The sequence below is a fragment of the Pseudoalteromonas sp. T1lg75 genome, from assembly GCF_002964705.1.
Classification (GTDB): Bacteria; Pseudomonadota; Gammaproteobacteria; order Enterobacterales; family Alteromonadaceae; genus Pseudoalteromonas.
In genome coordinates, this window is the sequence record NZ_PQCD01000053.1 from 355239 (window position 1) to 375751 (window position 20513).

The 20513-nt window shown below is 51.0% G+C and carries 21 protein-coding genes, 1 tRNA gene and 1 pseudogene; 5 read left to right on the forward strand and 18 right to left on the reverse strand.

The window, feature by feature from the left end:
- Positions 1-35: 35 nt before the first annotated feature.
- From C2M36_RS14220 to C2M36_RS14250, 8 genes and pseudogenes are all read right to left on the reverse strand, one after another.
- Positions 36-1544: a leucyl aminopeptidase gene (locus tag C2M36_RS14220; RefSeq protein ID WP_105255450.1), complete on the reverse strand. Its 1509-nt coding sequence runs from the start codon at positions 1542-1544 to the stop codon at positions 36-38.
- Between the two features lie 173 nt (positions 1545-1717).
- Positions 1718-2137 (reverse strand): hypothetical protein, encoded by a 420-nt coding sequence (locus C2M36_RS14225; RefSeq protein ID WP_105255451.1) that lies wholly within the window; start codon positions 2135-2137, stop codon positions 1718-1720.
- A gap of 65 nt (positions 2138-2202) precedes the next feature.
- Positions 2203-2739 carry a helix-turn-helix domain-containing protein gene (locus C2M36_RS14230; RefSeq protein WP_105255452.1) on the reverse strand — a complete coding sequence of 179 codons (537 nt, stop codon included), beginning with the start codon at positions 2737-2739 and terminating at the stop codon, positions 2203-2205.
- Between the two features lie 222 nt (positions 2740-2961).
- Positions 2962-3990, reverse strand: a complete 1029-nt coding sequence (locus C2M36_RS14235; RefSeq protein WP_105255453.1) for a CNNM domain-containing protein — start codon at positions 3988-3990, stop codon at positions 2962-2964.
- 85 nt (positions 3991-4075) lie between these two features.
- Positions 4076-4783, reverse strand: a complete 708-nt coding sequence (locus C2M36_RS14240; RefSeq protein WP_234399178.1) for a LysR family transcriptional regulator — start codon at positions 4781-4783, stop codon at positions 4076-4078.
- A 48-nt stretch (positions 4784-4831) separates the two neighbouring features.
- Positions 4832-4960 (reverse strand): annotated as a pseudogene (locus C2M36_RS17210) (LysR family transcriptional regulator); the annotation flags it as partial.
- A 780-nt stretch (positions 4961-5740) separates the two neighbouring features.
- Positions 5741-5817, reverse strand: a tRNA-Pro gene (locus C2M36_RS14245).
- Positions 5818-5952: 135 nt separating this feature from the next.
- Positions 5953-6603 (reverse strand): arylesterase, encoded by a 651-nt coding sequence (locus C2M36_RS14250; protein WP_105255455.1) that lies wholly within the window; start codon positions 6601-6603, stop codon positions 5953-5955.
- Here C2M36_RS14250 and C2M36_RS14255 point away from each other — a divergent pair, their 5' ends adjacent.
- A complete protein-coding gene (locus tag C2M36_RS14255) occupies positions 6604-7320 on the forward strand; it encodes an ABC transporter ATP-binding protein (protein ID WP_105255456.1) in 717 nt (238 codons plus the stop codon). It begins immediately after the preceding gene.
- Positions 7310-9811, forward strand: coding sequence for an ABC transporter permease (locus C2M36_RS14260; protein ID WP_105255457.1), 2502 nt, complete (start codon positions 7310-7312; stop codon positions 9809-9811). Before C2M36_RS14255 ends, C2M36_RS14260 begins: the two co-directional genes overlap by 11 nt.
- Before the next feature lie 23 nt (positions 9812-9834).
- Here the strand turns inward: C2M36_RS14260 and C2M36_RS14265 are convergent, their stop codons facing one another.
- The gene (locus C2M36_RS14265; protein ID WP_105255458.1) at positions 9835-10725 is read right to left on the reverse strand and encodes a TIGR01777 family oxidoreductase; all 891 of its coding nucleotides are present in this window, start codon (positions 10723-10725) and stop codon (positions 9835-9837) included.
- Positions 10726-10990: 265 nt separating this feature from the next.
- Between C2M36_RS14265 and C2M36_RS14270 the strand changes: the two genes are divergently transcribed.
- Positions 10991-11998: an AI-2E family transporter gene (locus tag C2M36_RS14270; RefSeq protein WP_442792664.1), complete on the forward strand. Its 1008-nt coding sequence runs from the start codon at positions 10991-10993 to the stop codon at positions 11996-11998.
- A gap of 10 nt (positions 11999-12008) precedes the next feature.
- Here the strand turns inward: C2M36_RS14270 and C2M36_RS14275 are convergent, their stop codons facing one another.
- The 5 genes from C2M36_RS14275 to C2M36_RS14295 all read right to left on the reverse strand — a co-directional run bounded on the left by C2M36_RS14275 (position 12009) and on the right by C2M36_RS14295 (position 15143).
- Complete coding sequence (locus C2M36_RS14275) at positions 12009-12428, reverse strand: lysozyme inhibitor LprI family protein (protein ID WP_105255460.1); 420 nt, start codon at positions 12426-12428, stop codon at positions 12009-12011.
- A 1-nt stretch (position 12429) separates the two neighbouring features.
- Complete coding sequence (locus C2M36_RS14280) at positions 12430-13767, reverse strand: ATP-binding protein (protein WP_105255461.1); 1338 nt, start codon at positions 13765-13767, stop codon at positions 12430-12432.
- Positions 13761-14435 (reverse strand): response regulator transcription factor, encoded by a 675-nt coding sequence (locus tag C2M36_RS14285; RefSeq protein ID WP_105255462.1) that lies wholly within the window; start codon positions 14433-14435, stop codon positions 13761-13763. The genes C2M36_RS14280 and C2M36_RS14285 overlap by 7 nt, the downstream gene beginning before the upstream one ends.
- Complete coding sequence (locus tag C2M36_RS14290; RefSeq protein ID WP_105255463.1) at positions 14435-14689, reverse strand: PepSY domain-containing protein; 255 nt, start codon at positions 14687-14689, stop codon at positions 14435-14437. The genes C2M36_RS14285 and C2M36_RS14290 overlap by 1 nt, the downstream gene beginning before the upstream one ends.
- A gap of 151 nt (positions 14690-14840) precedes the next feature.
- Positions 14841-15143, reverse strand: coding sequence for a YciI family protein (locus tag C2M36_RS14295; RefSeq protein WP_105255528.1), 303 nt, complete (start codon positions 15141-15143; stop codon positions 14841-14843).
- Between the two features lie 244 nt (positions 15144-15387).
- Here C2M36_RS14295 and C2M36_RS14300 point away from each other — a divergent pair, with 244 nt between their 5' ends.
- A complete protein-coding gene (locus tag C2M36_RS14300; protein ID WP_105255464.1) occupies positions 15388-16812 on the forward strand; it encodes a sodium-dependent transporter in 1425 nt (474 codons plus the stop codon).
- A 15-nt stretch (positions 16813-16827) separates the two neighbouring features.
- Here the strand turns inward: C2M36_RS14300 and C2M36_RS14305 are convergent, their stop codons facing one another.
- Both C2M36_RS14305 and C2M36_RS14310 read right to left on the reverse strand, forming a co-directional pair.
- Complete coding sequence (locus C2M36_RS14305) at positions 16828-17466, reverse strand: CPBP family intramembrane glutamic endopeptidase (RefSeq protein WP_105255465.1); 639 nt, start codon at positions 17464-17466, stop codon at positions 16828-16830.
- Positions 17467-17524: 58 nt separating this feature from the next.
- Positions 17525-18118 (reverse strand): inner membrane-spanning protein YciB, encoded by a 594-nt coding sequence (locus tag C2M36_RS14310; protein ID WP_105255529.1) that lies wholly within the window; start codon positions 18116-18118, stop codon positions 17525-17527.
- Positions 18119-18252: 134 nt separating this feature from the next.
- Between C2M36_RS14310 and C2M36_RS14315 the strand changes: the two genes are divergently transcribed.
- Positions 18253-18528, forward strand: coding sequence for an HU family DNA-binding protein (locus tag C2M36_RS14315; protein ID WP_105255466.1), 276 nt, complete (start codon positions 18253-18255; stop codon positions 18526-18528).
- On the opposite strand, the gene trpA is transcribed toward C2M36_RS14315, so the two are convergent.
- Both trpA and trpB read right to left on the reverse strand, forming a co-directional pair.
- The gene (gene trpA, locus C2M36_RS14320) at positions 18525-19328 is read right to left on the reverse strand and encodes a tryptophan synthase subunit alpha (RefSeq protein WP_105255467.1); all 804 of its coding nucleotides are present in this window, start codon (positions 19326-19328) and stop codon (positions 18525-18527) included. The genes C2M36_RS14315 and trpA overlap by 4 nt on opposite strands.
- Entirely contained in the window at positions 19328-20512 is a 1185-nt protein-coding gene (trpB, locus tag C2M36_RS14325) for a tryptophan synthase subunit beta (RefSeq protein WP_105255530.1), read from the reverse strand. The genes trpA and trpB overlap by 1 nt, the downstream gene beginning before the upstream one ends.
- Between the last annotated feature and the right edge of the window lies 1 nt (position 20513).

The window sequence follows — 20513 nt, forward strand, 5'->3', positions numbered from 1 at the left end:
AAAGGTGGCCTAGGCCACCTTTTTCATCTGTGCGCTTATTTGGTTTTTAAAATCCATTCGCTCAGCAGGCGCACACCATAACCTGTACCACCTACATTCACTTCACCTTTGGCCTTGCTGGCCAGGGCATTACCGGCGATATCGATATGCACCCAGCGGGTGTCTCCGGCAAAGTGCTGCAAGAAAGAAGCGGCCGTGGTTGCACCCGGGCCACCAGAACCTATGTTTTGCAGATCGGCGATATCCGACTTCAGCATGTCTTTATAGCCCAGTGGCAGGCGCCATACCTGCTCATTCACTACCTTACCGGCGGCGGTCAGCTCGCTAACCAGTTGGTCGTCTTCAGAGAAAATGGCGCTGTAGCGGTTACCCACGGCACGCACCTTAGAGCCGGTTAATGTGGCCACGTCCACCATGATCTCTGGTTTAAAGTACTCGCGGGCATACCACATGGCATCGCTCAGTACCAAACGGCCTTCGGCATCGGTGTTCACCACTTCCACGCTTAAGCCTTCGGCGGTGCGCAGTACATCACCCGGGGCAATGGCGTATTGGGACACCATGTTGGCGGCCATGCCCATCACGGCAACGACATTAACATCGGCCTTGCTCAGCGCCATGGCCTTAACCGTGCCCAGTACCGCAGCAGCGCCGGCCATATCCGATTTCATGCGGGCAATGGAAGGGCCGCTTTTAATGCTGTAGCCACCGGAATCAAAGGTAATGCCTTTACCCACCAGGGCGATTGGCGCATTGTCGGAACCCTTGTAGTGTGCAACAACAAGGCGGGCGCCATGCTCACTGCCACGGCCAACGCCTTCTAAGGCACCCATCCCCAGCTTTTTAAGCTCTTTGGGACCCAGCACGGTGACTTCAACACCGTATTGCTCAAGCTCTTTGGCGGCCTTGGCAAATTCGACCGGGGTCATTTCTGTGGCCACTTCCGAGGTTAGGTCGCGGGCTAAAAACACCCCTTTCTCGATATGAGCCAGGGCTTGGTAAGCCGCTTCGGCGCGCTCGCCGTTAGCGACATTGAAGTGATAGCTGACACTGGTTTTCTCGGCGTCTTTTTTGTAGACATCGAAGCTGTGGTCGCGAAGACTGGCGCCGTGGGCAAACTGAGCTGCCAGTTGGGCATTGCTTAACTGGCCTTGTACCTCGGCAAAAGCCAGGTCAACATCGGTGATTTTATTGGCTTTAAGCTGGCCATGAACGTTGCCACCGAGCTTCGCCAGGTTGGCGGCGTTTAACTCATCCTTGTCACCCAAACCCACAACCAAAATGCGCTCATAGTCGGAGTCAACAGGAGCTAGGAGCTCGAGGGTGCTGCCTTGGCTGGCATCAAATTGAGCAGCGTCCGCAGCCTTTTTCAATTGCGCCTGAGTCGCTGTAGGTAATTGACCTGCAGGTAAGTCTTGCCCTTTGGTTTGCATAACCACCAGGGTTTTTGCGCCGTTTAGGCCAGTAAAATTAAAATCTGCTGCATAAACATGAGCACTCAAGAGTGTGGCGGCAACCGCACTAAGACTAAAAATACGCGACATATTGCTCTCCTAGATTCGCAAAGTTGCGCCTTTTTACCTTATTTCACTACTAATATTAACCAAATGTCGGTGAATGAACGAGAATTACGGTTTAACGTCGGTACTGGGTGTGTGAGCGGGGCGACACATGGCTATGCCATCTTGTGTCGCCACCTAGTTGGGCGGATAAAGTATTATGCTGTTTTGAGGGAGGTTTTACGCATGTTGCACAGCAGCATGGCGGCAAGCAAGGTAATAGGCAGTGGCGTTAGCACCTTTATAAATTGCGCCCAAACAGCGTGTTGTGGGTGCAAATATACCCCCAAAACACCGTACAGGGTGAGAAAAATGCCGCACACCAGGGTGTTTTTATATCCCAACTCCTTACCGAAACGCACACTCATCGCGCCAACCAGCAGACAACCAATGAGCCCTGCGAACATACTCTGAATTTGCAAGCCTAAGTCCTGCTCCGCCAGTATCGTGGCTTGCTCTGTTGCTAGACCATCGGGGAGCCATAATTGGACCAATACTATGCCTGCAATAAGCACGTATATGAAAAAGGCGGCGATGGTTACGCTGATAAGTTTAATATCTAATTTATTGCTAAACATGGGTTTTCTCCTTTGGTTAAAATGGAGTTAGCAAGGAGAACCCCGATGCTTTGGTTAACTGACTATTACTTAAAGATACCTTCTTTATAGCCCTTGTAGGCCAGCAGACCCACCGAAAAGAGCAGCGCCAGCGACACCAGGTTTTTGAGTAAACTCATGGTCTCGTGATCGATGCGCCCGCCATGATAAGCATCAAAAATGCCCCAGAAGCCAAAGCCATTGGCGGCGATGACCAGTAGCATACTCCACAGGTAGCTGTGCTTATTGGCTTTAGGTTTAGCGGCCGCTTGCTCCTGTGGAGCCTGTGCTGAGGCGGTCTCTGAGTCAGTCTTTGTGGCAGGGATCTGAATGTGTTCAGACACAGCCGCCGCTGAGGCGCTGCCTTGTACATGAACACTGTGATCCAGAGCCAACAATTGCTGACAATCGATATCCAGTGCCGCGGCGATACTTTTAATCGACTCCAATGAGGCAACGCCCTTGGCTTCGATTCTTTGTACCGTGCGCAAACTTAACCCCGACATCTCTGCCAGCTGCTCTTGTGAGTAACAGCGGCTATCGCGCAGGGTCTTAATGACCTGAACATTTACTTTCATTTTCATCTTGCGGGTCTCCTTGCTAACTGGATTTTAAATTAGCAATAGACCCTCTCCAGCAATACGTTAGGGCTGCGACATGCACCCGAAATCATTACGTAACCAATACGACACTATAGGTTACGACTGTTGTTTTATAAAGGTTTTTTAAATTTCAGTTCCACCACATAAAGGCTCTGGACAGCGACTTAAATCAGCACTTGGTAGCCGCTTGACCGACCTAAAACATTACTCTTGTTCTTTTTTCTGTGTCAGTTTTTGCTTCATCCAACGTCGTCGGGCATAGCGACGCATGTTTGCTATTTGATCGGTCTCATCCAAAATCGAACGGCCGATAATGGTTTCTATAATGTCTTCCATGGTGATTAATCCTTGCCACGAGCCGTACTCGTCATACACCAAACACATGTGGTTTTGCTCTTCGATGAGTTGGGTAAGCAAATGCTCCAAGCTGGTGTTGTTAGAAACGACTTTAGCCGGGCGAGCAAACTCAATCGCGTATTTTTTGTCGCCCACCATAATCAAATCCGACTTAAAAATGATGCCGTGGGGGGCCTCGTCCTCATCTATGATGGGAAACCGGGTAAACTGACTTTTGACGACTTTGGTACGAATGTCGTCCAGCGGCAAGTCCGGTTTTAGCGTTTCACACACAATACGGGGCGTCATCACATCGCGCACCTTAATAGTATGTAAATCGAGAATATTGCTGATCGCTCTGTACTCGGTCTCATCAACACAAGCAAGCTCGGTACCAAGGGAGGCCAAGGCTTTAATTTCTGAGCGCAGGTCCTCTTCGCTGGTGCTGCCACCGAGTAAACGGGTAATTTTGTCCGAGATCCAAATAAAGGGTTTGAGTATCCAGATCAAGACGTTAAGTATTGGCGGTAAGACCACGGCAAGCTGGCGCCAAAATTGCGCGCCTATGGTTTTGGGGATTATTTCTGATAGTACGAGAATAAGAATGGTCATGACCGCCGAGGCGATACCCAGATAGCCATTACCGAAAACGACCGTGACCTGAGCGCCAACCCCGGCAGCCCCCACGGTATGGGCCACCGTATTAAGCGTGAGAATCGCCGCCAGCGGTTGATCAATCCTTTCTTTGAGATTTTTTAGTGCCTGATAGCGAACCGGGTTCTCCAATTTTTGTTTGGCAATATAGCTAGGTGTAATGGAGAGTAATGCCGCTTCTAAAATGGAGCACATAAATGACACGGCAATAGACAGTACGGCGAATGCAATGAGCAATAGCATAGTGGATTGTGTGGCCTCGCTGGCAAAGTGACTTACTGTTAGTTTAGTTAGCTATCTTTGGGTTAAAACGAATAAATAAAGGGTGCTACCCAATAAACTCATCAGTGCACCCCATTAACTGATGTTGTCGGTGTTTTAATAGGGTATAGAGCTCGCTCATCAGCAGTTTAATTCTGGGGACTTCAATGAGTGTGGGGTGTGTCAGCACCCAAAACTGTGCAAATTCCTGCGGCTCAGCATCACCGATTGGCATCAGCTGCTCCATGGTATCGGCGATATAACAGGCGCCGCGAATAAGGCCCAAGCCCTTATGTGCGGCCTCATGGCGTACCATCAAATCATCAATCACTAAGCCCGCGGGGGCGTGTGGGTAGGGGCTTTGTTTGATCCATTCGCTGTGGGCGGCATCGGCTGAACTAACGAGCCAGGTGTATTGCTTACTGGCCGTATGCGATAAGTAGTGCTTTTGGGCATAGTAATTCACGGACACAACGCCGGCGCGGTGGCCAACCAGGTGCTCGGATGGCGCGTTGGCGACGCGAATGACAATATCCGCCTCGCAGTTGTCGATATCGGCGATGTGATAACTACACTGCATAACCAAGCGAATGTTGGGGTAGCGTTTAACAAAGGCAGCTAAGTCATCCAGAAGCAGATAGTGCGCAATGGCAGGGGGCACTGAAAGGGTGATTTGACCGCATTGATCCAGGTTATCAGCGCGCTGTGCATGCCTGTCTGCCAGTACCAGCGCTTCAACTTGCTGCGCTGTGTGCAATAAGGTATGGCCCGCCACGGTGAGTGCGTACCCTGAGGGGGTGGACTCCACCAGGGTATGGCCGTGGCTGTGATTGAGCTGTGCTAATCGCCTTGCCACCGTGCTGTGGTTCACGGCCATTATTTTTGCCGCGTTGCGCAGTGTTTTCCCCCGGTGAATTGCCAATATCAGGCGATATGCATCCCAATCTTCCATAATCACGTGTTACGTTAAAGAGTTTGCACTCCAGTATGCTCGTGTACCGCAAAACTAGCAATACGCCACTGCGATTGCGGTTTATATAAAAAGTAAGTGGCGCCGACCCGGTTATAGATTTCGCCATTGGCGCGATAACGGGTGGCGATATGGTGGCGATGGCAATATTGTTATCCAACAGCCTGATATTCAGTTCTTGCCAGTTGACCGAGGTCACTCCCTTGGACTTTAAACCATCGAGAAAGACCACCACCTGTTTACCAAACTCGTCGGCACTCATGGCCACCGGTGGGTTGGCACTGGACATCAGCATGACCTGGGGCATATATAACTGCTCCACATGTTCCAGCGACTTGCCTTGTATATAGCCATTGTACTTATTCATGTAGCTGGAGAAGAGGGCTTTAATAGCGGCCTCGTCCTCTGCTTGCTGCGCCGAGCCAGTGGCCAAAGCCTGCGAGCAAAACAGCGGCGCTAAAAATAGCGTTAAGAGTAGAAACAGTAAGTTAGGTAAACGCATCATGATCCCCTTGGAGTAAAATTGACCGTTTAAGCGTACCAACTTAATGATGCAAGGGCGTGGATTGTTTTGTCGGTACCCTGGTGCGGATTTGCAACACACGAGCATAACGTCGGAATAAGGCTAAACGGAAGCACAGACAAGGACGTAAGGTTTTCGCTAAGAAAATGGTTTTGTGGTGTTTAAAAAAGTTTACTTAGGAAATTAAGGGCACGTTAGGTGCGAGAACGAATTAAGATTTGACTGGGGAGAGAAAAGAATGGTCGGCATAGCAGGATTTGAACCTGCGACCCCTGACACCCCATGACAGTGCGCTACCAAGCTGCGCTATATGCCGACTAGGACTGCAATAGTACGGATAATTTTTTTAATTGCAAGTGGGTGTTGAATCGTTTGCCTATAAATTATTCATATCGATGAAGTTTCTTATTTTTTTCTAAAAAAGCGCTGCACTGACAGCGCCTTTTGCTTCTTATTTAGCCGTGTTGGTTGCGCTTAATTGCGGGGCGGCCAACCAGGCCTCGATATGCTCGGCCATAATGTCGCGCAGCAGCGGCTGGGCCTCGGCATTGGGATGAATATTGTCGTTTTGCATCAAGGAGCTGTCGGTGGCGACCTGCTCGACAAAAAATGGCAGCAGGTGAGCACCGTGTTGTTCGGCCACTGTGGCGAAGCTGGCCTCAAACATTTGGGTGTAGCGGGGACCATAATTGGGGGGGATGCGAATGGCCATCACCGCCACTTCGGCGCCGGCCGCCTGGCTTTGTTTAATTAAGGCACTGAGGTTTTGCTGCATCTTGGGAATAGGGAATCCACGCAGGCCATCGTTGCCGCCCAATTCAATCAATACATGACTGGGCTGGTGGCTGGCCAAAATGCCTTCCAGGCGTCGCAGTGCGCCACCGGTGGTTTCGCCACTGATACTGGCATTGATTAATTTAATGGGCTTTTTTTGTTCTTCATACGTATCTTGTAACAATTGCACCCAACCTTGGTGTTGTTTTAGACCGTAGGCAGCGCTTAAGCTGTCTCCTAGGATCAGGATTTGGTTGTCAGCCCAAGCCATAAATGGTTTAGTGACAACTAATAGGACGAGCAAAATACGTAGGATTAAAGCATTCATATGTCAGCGTTATCTCAATTAAACATTATTCAAGTCAAAGAATTAACCAAGTCCGTTAATACGCTTGACGGCGATTTAACGATCCTCAGCGACATCAGCTTTAATGTCAAGCCGGGCGAGTCGGTGGCCATAGTGGGCGCGTCCGGCTCGGGCAAATCAACCCTGCTGAGCCTGTTGGCGGGGCTTGATAGAGCCACTTCCGGCAGCATTATCGTTGATGGTGATGCCCTAGAGAGCCTAGATGAAGAAGGCCGCGCCGCGCTGCGGGCGCAAAAGGTCGGTTTCGTGTTTCAATCTTTTATGCTGGTACAAAGCCTAAGTGCTCTTGAGAACGTAATGCTGCCGGCGGAGCTGGCCAATCAGCCGGATGCCAAAGAGCAGGCTTTGGCGCTGTTAGAAAAAGTGGGCTTAAGCCATCGTATAGAGCACTACCCGTCACAACTGAGCGGTGGTGAGCAGCAAAGGGTGGCCATTGCCCGCGCCTTTGTCGGCACTCCAAAAATCCTGTTTGCCGATGAGCCCTCGGCCAATCTCGACAGCAAAAATGGCAAGCTGATTGAAGAGCTCTTATTTGAGCTTAATCAGCAGCAGGGCACCACCTTAGTCTTGGTAACCCACGATGAAGCCCTGGCGCAGCGCTGTGAACGAATTTTACATATCGAAGGCGGTGAGCTCACCCAGCTACGTGAGCCACAGGAGCGCGCGCATGTGGGCTAAGTTAGCGATACGATTATTTTTTAGGGAATTGCGCCGCGGCGAACTGACGGTGATCTGTGCCGCCATTGCCCTGGCGGTGATGACGGTACTTACTCTGTCATCGGTCACTGACCGCATCGGCCAGGCCATATTACAAAAATCCAACGCCTTTATCGCCGCCGACCGAGCCTTGGCCAGTAATCATGCCTTGCCTGAGAATTATCTAGAGCAGGCGCAGAGCATGGGCCTGCAAACCGCTCGTTTAACCTTTTTCGATACCATGCTGTTTGCCAATGAGCGCATGCAACTGGCGGCCATCAAGGCGGCATCAAATGACTACCCCCTTAAGGGCGAACTGCTGATCAAGCGTGATTTCGATGCCCAGGAGCAGGTGGCCAAAGGCGGTCCAGAGCCAGGCACGGTTTGGCTCAACGAGTCGGTGATGTATTCCCTGGACTTGGCGGTGGGTGATAGCGTAGAGCTGGGTGCCGCGACCTTTGAGGTCAGTGCCATTCTCAGTGAAGAACCGGATGCGCCCTTTAATATCTTCTCCGGTAGCCGCCGCGTGCTGCTCAATGAAGCGGATATAGAAAAAACCAAGGTTATTCAGCCGGGCAGCCGGGTGTTTTATCGCCAGCTATACGCCGGGGAGGGCGACAAGGTCGAGGCCTTTTATCAGTGGTTAAAGCCGCAGTTGGCCGAGAACCAACGCTGGTATGGGGTTAAAGACAGACAGTCGCCCATTTCCAATTCATTGGAGCGCTCGGAGCGCTTTTTACTGCTGGCGGGCCTGCTGGGCATTATCCTCGCGGCGGTGGCTATCGCGGTTTCGGCGAAGCGTTATTGTGAGCGCCAGTACGACCCAGTGGCTATGATGAAAACCTTGGGGGGAGCGCGCTCGCAAATCCGTAATATCTATCTGCTGCATCTGGCATTGGTGTGTGGCTTCTCCCTGGCGCTTGGTTTGGCGGTAGGTTATGGGCTGCAGTATGCGGCAGGCAATTACATGGCCGCCAACATGGATGTACAATTGCCGCCGGCATCGTTGCGCCCCTGGTTGAGTGCGGTGTTTATCGGCGTGGTGTGTGCGGTGATGTTCTCCATTAAACCGCTGCTTGATCTTTTCGATATTCCACCGCTGCGGGTCTTGCGCCGTAACCTGGGTGACCGTTTATTGGTGAGCAAGATTCACCTAGCGCTTTCAGCATTCACCGTCTTTGCCTTGATGTGGCTGTTCAGCGGTAAGATTATGATCACCCTTATCTTGTTCTTATCCTCGGCGGCCGTAGTCCTGGTGCTCTTTATCCTTTCTAAATTGATCTTTGGCGGGGGTCGTAAGCTAGGTTTAAGCCCTGGAAATAGCTGGTCTTTGGCCATTGCTTCCATCCAAAAGCGGGCCAATGCCAATGCGGTGCAACTGATCAGTTTTGCGCTGGCCATCAAGCTGCTGCTGTTTCTAATCGTGCTTAAAAACGACATGATCAATGACTGGCAATCTCAGCTGCCGGCGGATGCGCCCAACGCATTTTTGGTAAACATCACCGAGGAAGAGAAACAGCCGGTCAGTGACTATTTGGCGGCTAAAGACATTGAGGTGTCGCGTTTTTATCCCACCATTCGCGGTCGTGTTAATGCCATTAATGGCGAGCTGGTGGCCCGTGAGGTGTCGTTAGAGGACAATGAGAAAAAAGACGAGGAAGCGCGCTCCGGCGTGGGCCGCGAGCTCAATCTGACCTGGGTCAGTGAGATGCCGAGCCATAATACCTTGAGTGGTGGGCAATGGTTTAGCGACGAAAGCCGGGGCGAGGTGTCGGTGGAGCAGTCCATGGCCGAACGTTTGGATATAAAACTTGGCGATACCCTGAGCTTCTTAATTGGCGCGCAAAGCTTTGAGGCCAAGGTCACCAGCTTCCGAGAGGTAAACTGGTCTACCTTAAAGCCGAATTTCTTTATGATTTTAAGCCCGGATGTGCTGGCGGATTTCCCCGCAACCTATATTGCTGCGGCGCGCATCGACGAGGGGGAGAGCAAGGCTTTTACCCAGTTGCTGCGCCAGTATCCGACCATCACCGCCATTGATGTCGATAACTTTGTTGACCAAATTCGCTCGACCATAGAGCAGGTCTCCTTGGCCATCGGCTTTGTGCTTGCCATTGTTGTGGTCTGTGGCGCCCTGGTGCTTATCTCCCAGGTGCAGGCGAGCTTGGGCGAACGCATGCAAGAGGTGGTGATATTGCGCACCCTGGGCGCGCGTGGACAACTTATTCGCCATGCAACCCTGTATGAGTTCTTATTGCTCGGCTTGGTGGCCGGTGTGGTGGCGGCGCTCTCCAGCGATCTAGCCTTGTTTGTAGTGCAGCGCACCCTGTTTGAACTGCCGGGCAAGTTGCACCCGGATATCTGGCTCATAGGGCCCGTATCCGGTGCCTTGTTTGTGGCCGTACTGGGTTACACCATGATTGCACGCACACTGAACAAAAACACCAGTGGCCTGCTGCGTAAGATAATCTAGTGGGTTTGTTTTTGCCTAGGCCGCTAAGGGCGGCTTAGGATTTGCGACAGTGCCGGTTTCAGCTCGGGATGACGAAAACGAAAGCCTTCTTTGAGCATGCGTTTGGGCTGCACATTTTGCCCATACAACATGAGATCGGCCATTTCTCCCATCAACAGCCTGAGCACGGCTTTAGGCATGCGCATAAACGCCGGACGGCGCAGTATTTCCGCGAGGGTTTTGCTGAATTCTTCATTGCTGACCGGGTGCGGGGCAGTGGCATTAATGGGGCCGCTGATATGGTCGTATTTGATTAGATACATGATCACCTGCACCATGTCATCAAGGTGGATCCAGGACATATATTGGCGTCCATCACCCAAGGGGCCGCCAAAACCAAAGCGAAAGGCCGGCAGCATTTTCGATAAGGCGCCGCCACGTGCCGAGAGCACTATGCCGGTACGCAGCAGACACACTCGGGTTTGCGCTTTTTGCGCCGCTTGCTCCCAGTCTTTACACAAACGGTGGCTAAATTCGTCGTAACAGTGTTCATAGTCTTCGCCTATCACCTGCTCACCTTGGCGGCCGTAATAGCCGATGGCGCTGCCGGAGATCAGGGTTTTTGGTTTTTTTTCTGCCTGGTTTATGCGCTCGGCAATCTCTTCGGTGAGGGCGATACGGGAGTCATAGACCCGCTGTTTTTGTTCGGGGGACCAACGTTTATTGACTATGGGCTCACCGGCGAGGTTAATCACCACGTCGGTATCGTTGAAGTTAACCTTGTCTAGACTGCGCACCGCCTCGATGCGATGACCGAGTTTAAGGTAAGCCTTTGCAGGCGTGCGCGTGAGTACCGTCACGCTGTGATGGTTTAACAGGTGTTTATAAAGTTCGGAGCCAATCAAGCCGGTGGCCCCGGTAATAAGAATGTTCATGTCGCTATAACGCCAAGCCGCTCTATACAAGTGTAGGACATTTCCAGCACAGTGCCGATTACGTCTGTTTTTTGTCCCATATCAAGAGTTTATTTTCATCATTAAGTCGCCTAAACTAGGCGTTAATTAGAAAAATAAGCATACGGGCCGAGTTTGCGTTGCGATCAGCTTTGTTTCGATTTAGCCCTAAAATACCGCAAATTAACCCCAGAAAAATAAAAAGGAATGAAGTGTGCCTAGCTTTATTGGAGCAAGTAAAAGTTTAATGGTGTTGGCGTCCCTGGTCATCGTCTTGGCCGGAATAAAAATAGCCAGCCCCTTGGTGGTGCCGTTTATTCTCTCTGTGTTTATCGCGGTGATCTGCAGTCCTTTGATTAATGCCCTGGGGCGCTATCGCATTCCCAAGGGATTGGCCATTATCCTTGTGATCATGTTGGTTTTTGGCTTGATTTTAAGCCTGGCCGGACTGGTCGGGCAGTCGGTCAATGATTTCTCCGCGCAACTGCCTCAATATAAAGAGCAGCTTAAAAACGAATTTGAATGGCTGGTCAATACCCTGGCGCAATACAATATCTTTCTTGATAAGGCGCAAATAATGGCCATGTTTGACCCGGCCAAGATGATAGATGTGGCCACCAATATGCTTACCGGTTTCGGTGGGGTAATGGCCAACCTGTTTTTAATCATAGTCACCGTGGTGTTTATGCTGTTCGAGGGACCAAGCATAGGTAATAAAATTCACCTGGCGATGGACGACCCGGACATGAAAATGGCGCAAATCGACCGTTTTCTTGCCTCCATTAATTCCTATTTGGCCATTAAAACCCTGGTAAGTCTCGCCACCGGTGTTTTGGTTACCTTGATGTTATGGCTGCTGGATATCGATTACTTCCTGCTCTGGGGTGTAGTCGCCTTTATGCTTAACTATATTCCCAACATTGGCTCCATTATTGCCGCCGTTCCCGCGGTGTTGTTGGCCTTGATCACTCAAAGCCCGGTCACCGCGGCGCTCGTTGGCGGCGGCTATATGCTGATCAACATGGTAATGGGCAATATGATTGAGCCCCGCTTTATGGGCCGAGGCTTGGGCTTGTCGGCATTGGTGGTGTTTTTATCGTTAATTTTCTGGGGCTGGCTGCTTGGCAGCGTGGGCATGTTGTTATCTGTGCCGCTGACCATGGTGGTTAAAATAGCGCTGGAAGAGAGTGAGGAAGGGCGCTGGATCGCCACCTTACTAGGTAGCGATGCCGAAAGTATTAATAAGCCCAGCTAAAAGCTGAGCCTTATTCCAGCGCCTGTTTATGGCTGGCAGTGCGCTGAGCAAACATATGTAGCTTACATTGCTTGTAGACGCCGGCGGCCTTTTGGCTGTCCGGCAACAGACGAACATAACGCCAGCGGCAATTGTCTTCCAGGTAGGTCTCAAAGCTTTGCTCGGCGCGTAAAAAGATATCCAGGGCCTGAGTCAGGCCAGAGTGTTTTGCTTCCGTTTCCAGCTGCAAGCGGCGCTTATTAGCCCAGGACTGTAATTGACGCTCGGCGCCTTTGAGGGCCGAGTCCAAACATTGCAGGTAATCTCGGTGTGCCTCAGGCGTTGTCCCGGTAAGCTCACAGGCGCTCTCTTGCGCTTGAGCCGCATGGGTTACGAAGGCGCTGCCAAGCAGCGCTATGGCGACAAAGCGCTTTTTATATGTTGTTATCACGCTAAGTGGTTTCCTGATAATCAAATTCTAGCTCGAATAGGGCGCCGCCCAGGGGGCTGTCGCCTATGGTCAAGTGGCCATGGTAACCTTTTACCAAATCGGCAACAATGGCCATACCCACACCGTGGCCGCTTTCATAGCTGTCCAGGCGGGTACCGCGTTGTAATAGCAATTCCCGTTTATGCTCGGGCACGCCTGGGCCGTCGTCTTCAATAATTAAACGCAGGCGTTTTTTCATCTGCACTACCTTGAGACTCACCTTCGACTCGCAGGCCTTACAGGCGTTATCCACCAGGTTACCAAGTAATTCCATTAAATCGGTTTTATCGCCGAGGAAAAAGTGCTTGTCGTTCACCTCGACGTTAAATTGGATATTTTTATCGCGGTACACCTTACTCATGGCATTAAAGATGGAGTCGGCCACGGGTTTGATCAGGGTTTGCTTTTTCCAGGTATCGGAGGCGCCGGTGGCGGCCCGTTTCAATTGGTGCTCGATCATCACATTGATGCGGTCGAGTTGCTCCTGGGCATCACTATCTTGTGCGAGCGGGCTCGACTTTAACACCGCCAGCGGGGTTTTCAGGGCATGGGCGAGGTCACTTAATGAGGCGCGATAGCGTTCTTTTTGGCGCTGCTGCGATTCCAATAGCAGATTCAAATCCGCCTTAATGGTTTGTAGCTCCACCGGGTAATGGCCCTTAATACTCATGCTGTCGCCGCTTTCGATAGCCTTAATTTCCTTATCGAGACGATGCAGGGGCCGAGAACTCCAAATAAAGCCGATAATCATCAAGACGGTGATCACTACACCCATGATCAGCATCCAGTTGATGGAGGTTTCCTTAAAGCCCTCCATCAGGCGCAAAATGCCCTCATTGCTTTTCACCAGGATAAAGCGTGCTTCTATGTCTTGATCCAGGTTACCGAGAATACCGGTCAGCGAGAGCTGCCAATATTTCTTACCCTTATGGGTGACCATGCGAAAGTCTGACTTACCGGTTTCGGCGATAAAAAGGTCGGGTTTAAAGTCGATATTCAGTGCCGACTCGCTTTGCCATAACTGCTGATCGCCGTTATAGATCATTGCATAAGTGTCAGAGGTGACGCGGTTGAGCTCAGGGGCCAGGATGCTGCGCGGCATTTCTACGCCTTGCTCCGAATATTCGACTTCGGAAATCAGTGAGTAGAGGTGCGCTTCAAGGGTTTTTTCGGTGGCCTCAATTAAGGAGGCACGATAGGCATTGCCGATGGAAACGAAGAGCGTTGGCATGGCCACGATCAACAAAAAGACAAGGATAAATCCTTGTCTTATTTTCAGTGAAACCTGATTTCCTACCACTGCGAACGCAACCTGTATCCTCGACCACGCAGGGTCTCAACAGGGTTTAGCGTGCCATCGGGGTCAAGCTTTTTCCGTAATCGTAGGACGAAGACCTCGATGACGTTGGAGTCTAGGTCAAAGTCCTGGTCATAAATATGCTCGGTCAATTCCGATTTTGAGATCACCTTTTGCGGGTTAACCATCAGGTATTCCAGTACCTTGTATTCGTAAGCGGTTAGGTTCAGCTCGCGATCTTCAACCCATACTTGCTGAGAGCGAGTATGAATACGGATTGGACCGTTTTTAATTTCTGGGTTGGCCTGACCGGCGCTGCGACGAATAAGGGCGTTACAACGTGCGATCAGCTCTTCCACGTGGAAAGGCTTGGTCAGGTAATCGTCGGCACCGGCATCCAGGCCTTCTACCTTGTCCTGCCAGCGGTCGCGAGCGGTCAAAATAAGAATAGGAATATCAACGCCGTTTTTACGGGCTTGCTTAATGACCTCAATACCGTCAATTTTTGGTAAGCCTAAGTCTACCACCGCCATGTCCAGCGGGTATTCGCAAATGTGGAACAAACCGGCTTCGCCGTCGTTACATAGGTCCACGCTATAACGCTCTTTTTCCAGAGCGCTACGTAAGTTATCTGCTAAATGCAAATCGTCTTCGATGACTAAAATACGCATTAATTATTTTCCTTCTCAACTTGCCCCGTGCGTTTAGAGACAATAATGTCGATAACTCGGCCCTTGGGCTTTAGGATTCGAACAACAAATTTATCCTTTTGTTCCGAAATTTTTAAAACTTTACCGTTTTCGGCTTCTTTCGCAATGGTCACTGCCTGTTTCTTATCGATCACCTTAGCGGGCGCCGGTGCGGCATAGGCCGCGGAGATAGACAGTGTAAATGTGATTAAGATGGCTGCGATTAGTCTTAACATGATTCAAAGAGCTCCCGGTGAATCCTCGGTAACCTTATATGGGTTAACCTCTGGTTTACCCCTTGGATTAATACTTAGACTAATCTGTGGGCATACCCATAGGCAGTGACATATGGTTAGCATACGGAACACCAATTAACCTTTACTGAACTTAGGCCCCTAGTACTTTCTTAAATGGCTTTACGATGGAATTGTCGTAAACGCCGGCAGCAATATAAGGGTCTTCGGCAGCCCATTCCCGTGCTTGTTGCAGCGATTCAAACTCGGCGATAACCAGCGAACCGGTAAAGCCGGCTTCACCTGGGTCATTGCTATCGACGGCGGGAAGCGGTCCGGCTACAAGCAAGCGGCCTTGGCTCTCAAGCTCTTGTAAGCGGGCTAAATGAGCGGGGCGGGCGGCTAGGCGTTTTTCCAGCGAGTTTTCGACATCGCTTGAGTAAATCATGTACAACATAAATAAAACCAAGTATTTGGTATGAATTACTTTTATGATAGCCAGCATTGAGGGCGCTTGTAAATTTTTATCGTGCAATGACATAGTCGCTTGACGAATAAAAGGGCATGTATTAACACGAATGCACGTAATTTACGCTGTAAACAAATGCACACCGATTTACTCGGGCAAATACGTCTATAAAGCTTGAAAAGGCCGGTTTAACACTGCTAGAGTCGGGTTAAAACAATAACAAGGTTTTTCTATGAGCGAAAAACGTGAACACTTTAGCTCGCGCCTGGGCTTTATTCTCGCAGCCGCCGGTTCGGCGGTCGGTATCGGTAACCTGGTTGGTTTCCCTGTTTCGGCCACCAAAAATGGTGGTGGTGCCTTCTTACTTGTCTATGCACTTTTTGTGGCCTTTATTTGTCTGCCGGTGATGATGGCGGAAATGGCCATGGGTCGTAAGGCTCAAAAAGACCCTTACGGCGCGTATCGCATGTTATCGGAAAACTCGCCCCGTTGGTGTGGTGCCGGTGCGCTGGCGGTAATGACCCCCTTTATGATTGCGGTTTTCTACATGGTGATCACCGTGTGGATCTTCGGCTATCTGGCGCAAACCGCCTTTGGTAACCTAGAAGCCTTGGCCGATCCCGGCAACTTTGGTCTCTTTATCAATGAATACAGTGTCTTTGCCTATATGCTGGTGGTGGCCGTGGTGGTCAACCTGATCCTAGTCGGTGGAGTTAAGGACGGCATTGAAAAGGCGGCGAAGTTTTTAATGCCCGCGTTGTTTGTGTTGCTGATTGCCCTGGTAGCGTATGTATTGACCTTGGACAATGCCATGGCTGGGGTGCGTTACTATGTGGTACCCGATTTCTCTAAGATGAATGCCAGTGTGCTAAACGGGGCGCTATCGCAGGCGTTTTTCTCCTTGTCCCTGGGCATGGGTATCCTGATGACCTACGCCTCCTATATCTCGAAAAAAGACGATATCGTTAGCGGCGCCAAAATGGTGGCGATCACCGACTCCTTGGTGGCCTTTACCGCCGGTCTTATGGTGTTACCGGCTATCTTTAGCTTTAACCCAAGCACCGACCCAAGCGAGTTATCCGAGTCCTCGGTGTCCATGATTTTCGTATACCTGCCGAAAATCCTGCTCGCCCTGCAAACGGACATCGGCTATGTCGGTGCGTCCATCGTCGCCTTTATCTTCTTCTTATTGGTGTTCTTCGCCGCTATCACTTCTTTGGTGTCTATTGTCGAAGTACCGACCGCTACCTTAATCGAAGAGCGTGGCTACAGCCGTAAAAAGGCCCTGCTCGTCTTAGCCGGTGCCATTGGTATTTTGACCGTGGGCTGTACCTTGTCATTCGGCATGGTTGATTGGCTTACGCAATTAACCCATTACGGTGGCAGCGATAAGAGCATGTTCGATGTGGTTTATGATGTTTTCTATGACACCATATTGCCGCTGAACGGTTTGATGGTCTGTTTATTTGTGATGTACCGTTGGAAAAAAGCCAAGCTAAGCGCCGAGCTTTCGCAAGGCTGTGAAGGCTACGCCGGCAGCTTTATGGAGAAGTACGTGAACTTTTCGCTGTCGACCTTTATCCCAGCCATCTTATTGCTGATCTTTATCAATACCGTGGCGACCAAGTTCTTCGCCGTGAGTATCTTTGGTTTCTAAACCAAGCGCGGGAGCCTAAATGGCTCCCGCATCCAAATAACTGCCTGCCCCAATCGTAAACATCCACAACCCCCACAAACTGTGTTCAAGCACACAAGCTATGGTCGAGCGCGAATGCGCATAGGTGTAAGAAAACAATAAGCCTCCAAAGAACGCCAACAGTACGGCCACCACATTGCCGTAGACCACATGGGCCAGGGCAAATACGGCTGCGCTCAGCCACACGCGTTTGGTCTTGTTGGGAATAATCGGTTTATAGCGATGAAAGAAATAGGTGCGAAAGATTAATTCCTGGGGTAGGACCGAGAGCAAGGGGTAGAGAATGAGCAGCATCAGCCAGCTCGCCGGTGATTGCAGCGGGTAGCTAAACCAGTTCTCCTGGTTAATGATGCCGTACAAGACGCCGGAGAGCAGGGCGCCGGTGAGAAAAAATGTGGCCATGCGCTTTTTCACCACGGGAAACTGGCCCATGGAGGTAATGCGAAAGCGTTTAAAATGGGGGTCGGTTAACAGAATAAAGCAGCACACGGCGGTGAGGATGATCAGCGCCGGGATCAGCCAGTTTTGTAAATGCTCACGCAGGCCTAAGCCGGCCAGGGGCAGGAGTATAAAAACGCAGAAAAGCTCAAGCCAGCGATACTGGGTATTAGTCAAGGAGACGCTCCATTGCTACACCGCGATGTATTAAGTGTAGCAATGGATTAAGGCAGGGTTATGACTGTTCGTCAGGAAAATAAGGGTAGACGCGTGCTATGGTGAAAATGATGGCAACAAAGGTGATCCCCATCAGACCGAAGACCTTAAAATTCACCCAAAAATCAAGAGAGAAATTATAGGCCACATAGATATTGAGCGCGGCAATGGCGCTAAACAGTACCACCCAAAATATATTCAATTGCTCCCACACCTTTTTGGGTACCAATATGCTCTCGGCGCTAGTGCCAGCCTCGCCCTCATTTTGCTTTTCGGCAACCGAGTTTAAAAGTCCAAGCAGGGCTTTTTGCACCAGGTTTTTATCAAAAAACCATCTTGAAATAATCAAGGTCAGCGCCAGTATGGCGTAGACAAAGGTCGCCTTCCACTGAATAAAATGCTCGTCGCGAAACAAGATGGTCATGGTGCCGAGCACCAGGGCGATGGCGAAAAACACCCAGTGACGGGTGCCTATTTTACCTTCCTTAAAATAGGCGTAGGCCATTTGTATGGCGCTGGCAGCGACCAACACCCCAGTGGCCCAATAGATATCGACCATTTTATAAACGGCAAAAAATAAAATTAGCGGGATATATTCGATTAGTGTGCTCATAGCCACATCCATTACTTCTGGTAGCTGGTGTTTTACCAGTAACGGCGCCTAAGCTCAAGGATAAAGGCTGTGTTTGACATTTACAGCCGGCGCTTTTAGGCTGCGCGCCTTTAAAGTTTTTAGTAGGGATTCAAGTGAATAAAAAACAGCTTATTGATGCCATGGGGCAACACAGCGGTTTAACAAAAAAGCAATGCGGCGCGGCGCTAACGGCCATGGTCAAGGCTATCAGCCGGTCACTGCATGAAGGGGATGCGGTGTTTATTCCCAAGTTTGGCAACTTTTCTTTGAGCTATCATCCGACCAAGATGGGCCGTAACCCGCAAACCGGCGAACAAATCGAAATTACCGGGCAAAACAAGGTGGCCTTTAAGTGCGCCAAGGCACTTAAAGACCGATTACAAGCTTAACGGGTCGCGGCCTTCATTTCACGACAAAACTCACGCAGTGCCTGGCACATGGCCGCTTCATCATCTAGGTGCTGGGCAATGATTTTAACCACGGCCGAGCCACTAATAGCACCGCTAGCACCACTTTGCAGTGCTTGCCTTACATCCTCAGGGGTGCTGATCCCAAAGCCCAGCAAGGCTGGAGCGGCGTGATACTCGCTCAACTTAGTGACTAACTCCTGGGGCGGCATCTGCGCTTTGGTTTCTGTGCCTGTGACCCCGGCGCGAGAGAGCAAATAGGTGTAGCCGCGGCCATAGGAGGCACATTGGCGCAAGGTGTCATCATCGGCATTGGGCGTGGCGATAAAAATAGGCGCTATGCCCTGGCTCATCGCCGCACGGCGAAAGACCTTGGACTCATGCAAAGGCACATCCGCAACCAAAATGGAGTCCACACCCGCGTCCTTGGCCAACTGGTAGAAGTTTTCTATGCCCTTGGCAAAGACCAGGTTTGAGTAAAGCAGCAGGCCGATGGGAATCTCATCGTTGTATTCGCGCACTTGCTTGATGATATCGAAGCAGGCATCGGTATCGATATTCGCCGCCAAGGCACGAATATTGGCCTGTTGTATCACCGGACCATCGGCAATAGGGTCGGAGAAGGGAATGCCCAGCTCCAGCGCATCGGCGCCGCCATCGATCAGACTTTTAATAATCGCCAGGCTTTGCTCCTTGTTGGGATCGCCTATGGTGACAAAGGGTACAAAGGCACCTTCGTTGTTGGCACTTAGATTGGCGAAGGTGGTGCTATAGCGATTCATTACTGCTCTCCTTTTGCTTGTAACACACTGTGGACATGGGCTAGATCCTTATCCCCGCGACCACTGAGGTTCACCACTAAAATGGTGTCCTGCTCTTGCTGCTCGGCGTATTTTAAGGCGTAGGCCAGGGCGTGACTGGACTCGAGCGCGGGAATAATCCCTTCGTTGCGGGCCAATGCCTTAAAGGCATCCAGGGCTTCGTCATCGGTTATTCCCACATACTGGGCGCGCCCGGTTTCATGTAAATAGGCGTGCTGCGGTCCCACAGCAGGGTAATCCAGGCCTGCGGATACCGAGTAGGACTCTTCAATTTGCCCCTGCTCGGTTTGCATAATATAGGTGTAGGCACCGTGCAGCACACCCTTGGTGCCCTTACACAAGGTGGCACCGTGCTCGCCGCTGTCCAATCCCTTACCCGCAGGCTCAACGCCAATCAATTTGACGCTAGGCTCATCGATAAAGTCGTTAAACATGCCAATGGCATTAGAGCCACCGCCAACGCAGGCGATCACCGCATCCGGCAAACGACCTTCTGCGGCCAGCACCTGTTGCTTGGCTTCTTCGCCGATCATTTTTTGGAATTCGCGCACCAGCGTCGGGAAGGGGTGTGGTCCCGCCGCCGTGCCCAACAGGTAGTGAGCGGTTTTATAGTTGGCAGACCAGTCGCGCAGCGCCTCATTGACCGCATCCTTCAAGGTGCCGGAGCCAGCGGTGACGGGGATCACTTCGGCGCCCATTAAGCGCATGCGAAACACATTGGGTTGCTGGCGCTCGACGTCCTTGGCACCCATATAAATACGGCATTTAAGCCCCAGTAAGGCACAGGCGAGGGCCGTGGCCACGCCATGCTGACCGGCACCTGTTTCCGCTATCACTTCTTTTTTGCCCATACGCTTGGTCAGCAGGGCCTGCCCGAGCACCTGGTTGGTTTTATGGGCGCCGCCATGGAGCAGATCTTCTCGCTTAAGGTACAGCTTTACCTTAGGGTTTTTGACCAGGTTGCGGGTTAGAGTCAGGGGTGTTGGCCTGCCGGCATATTCGTTTAATAGGGAGTGAAACTCTTCCTGGAAGCTGGCATCCTGTTGTGCCTTGTTAAATTCATCTTCTAGCTGCTTAAGCGCCGGGACCAAAAGTTGCGGCACATACATGCCGCCAAAGTCGCCAAAATAGGCTGGATTTTTCATA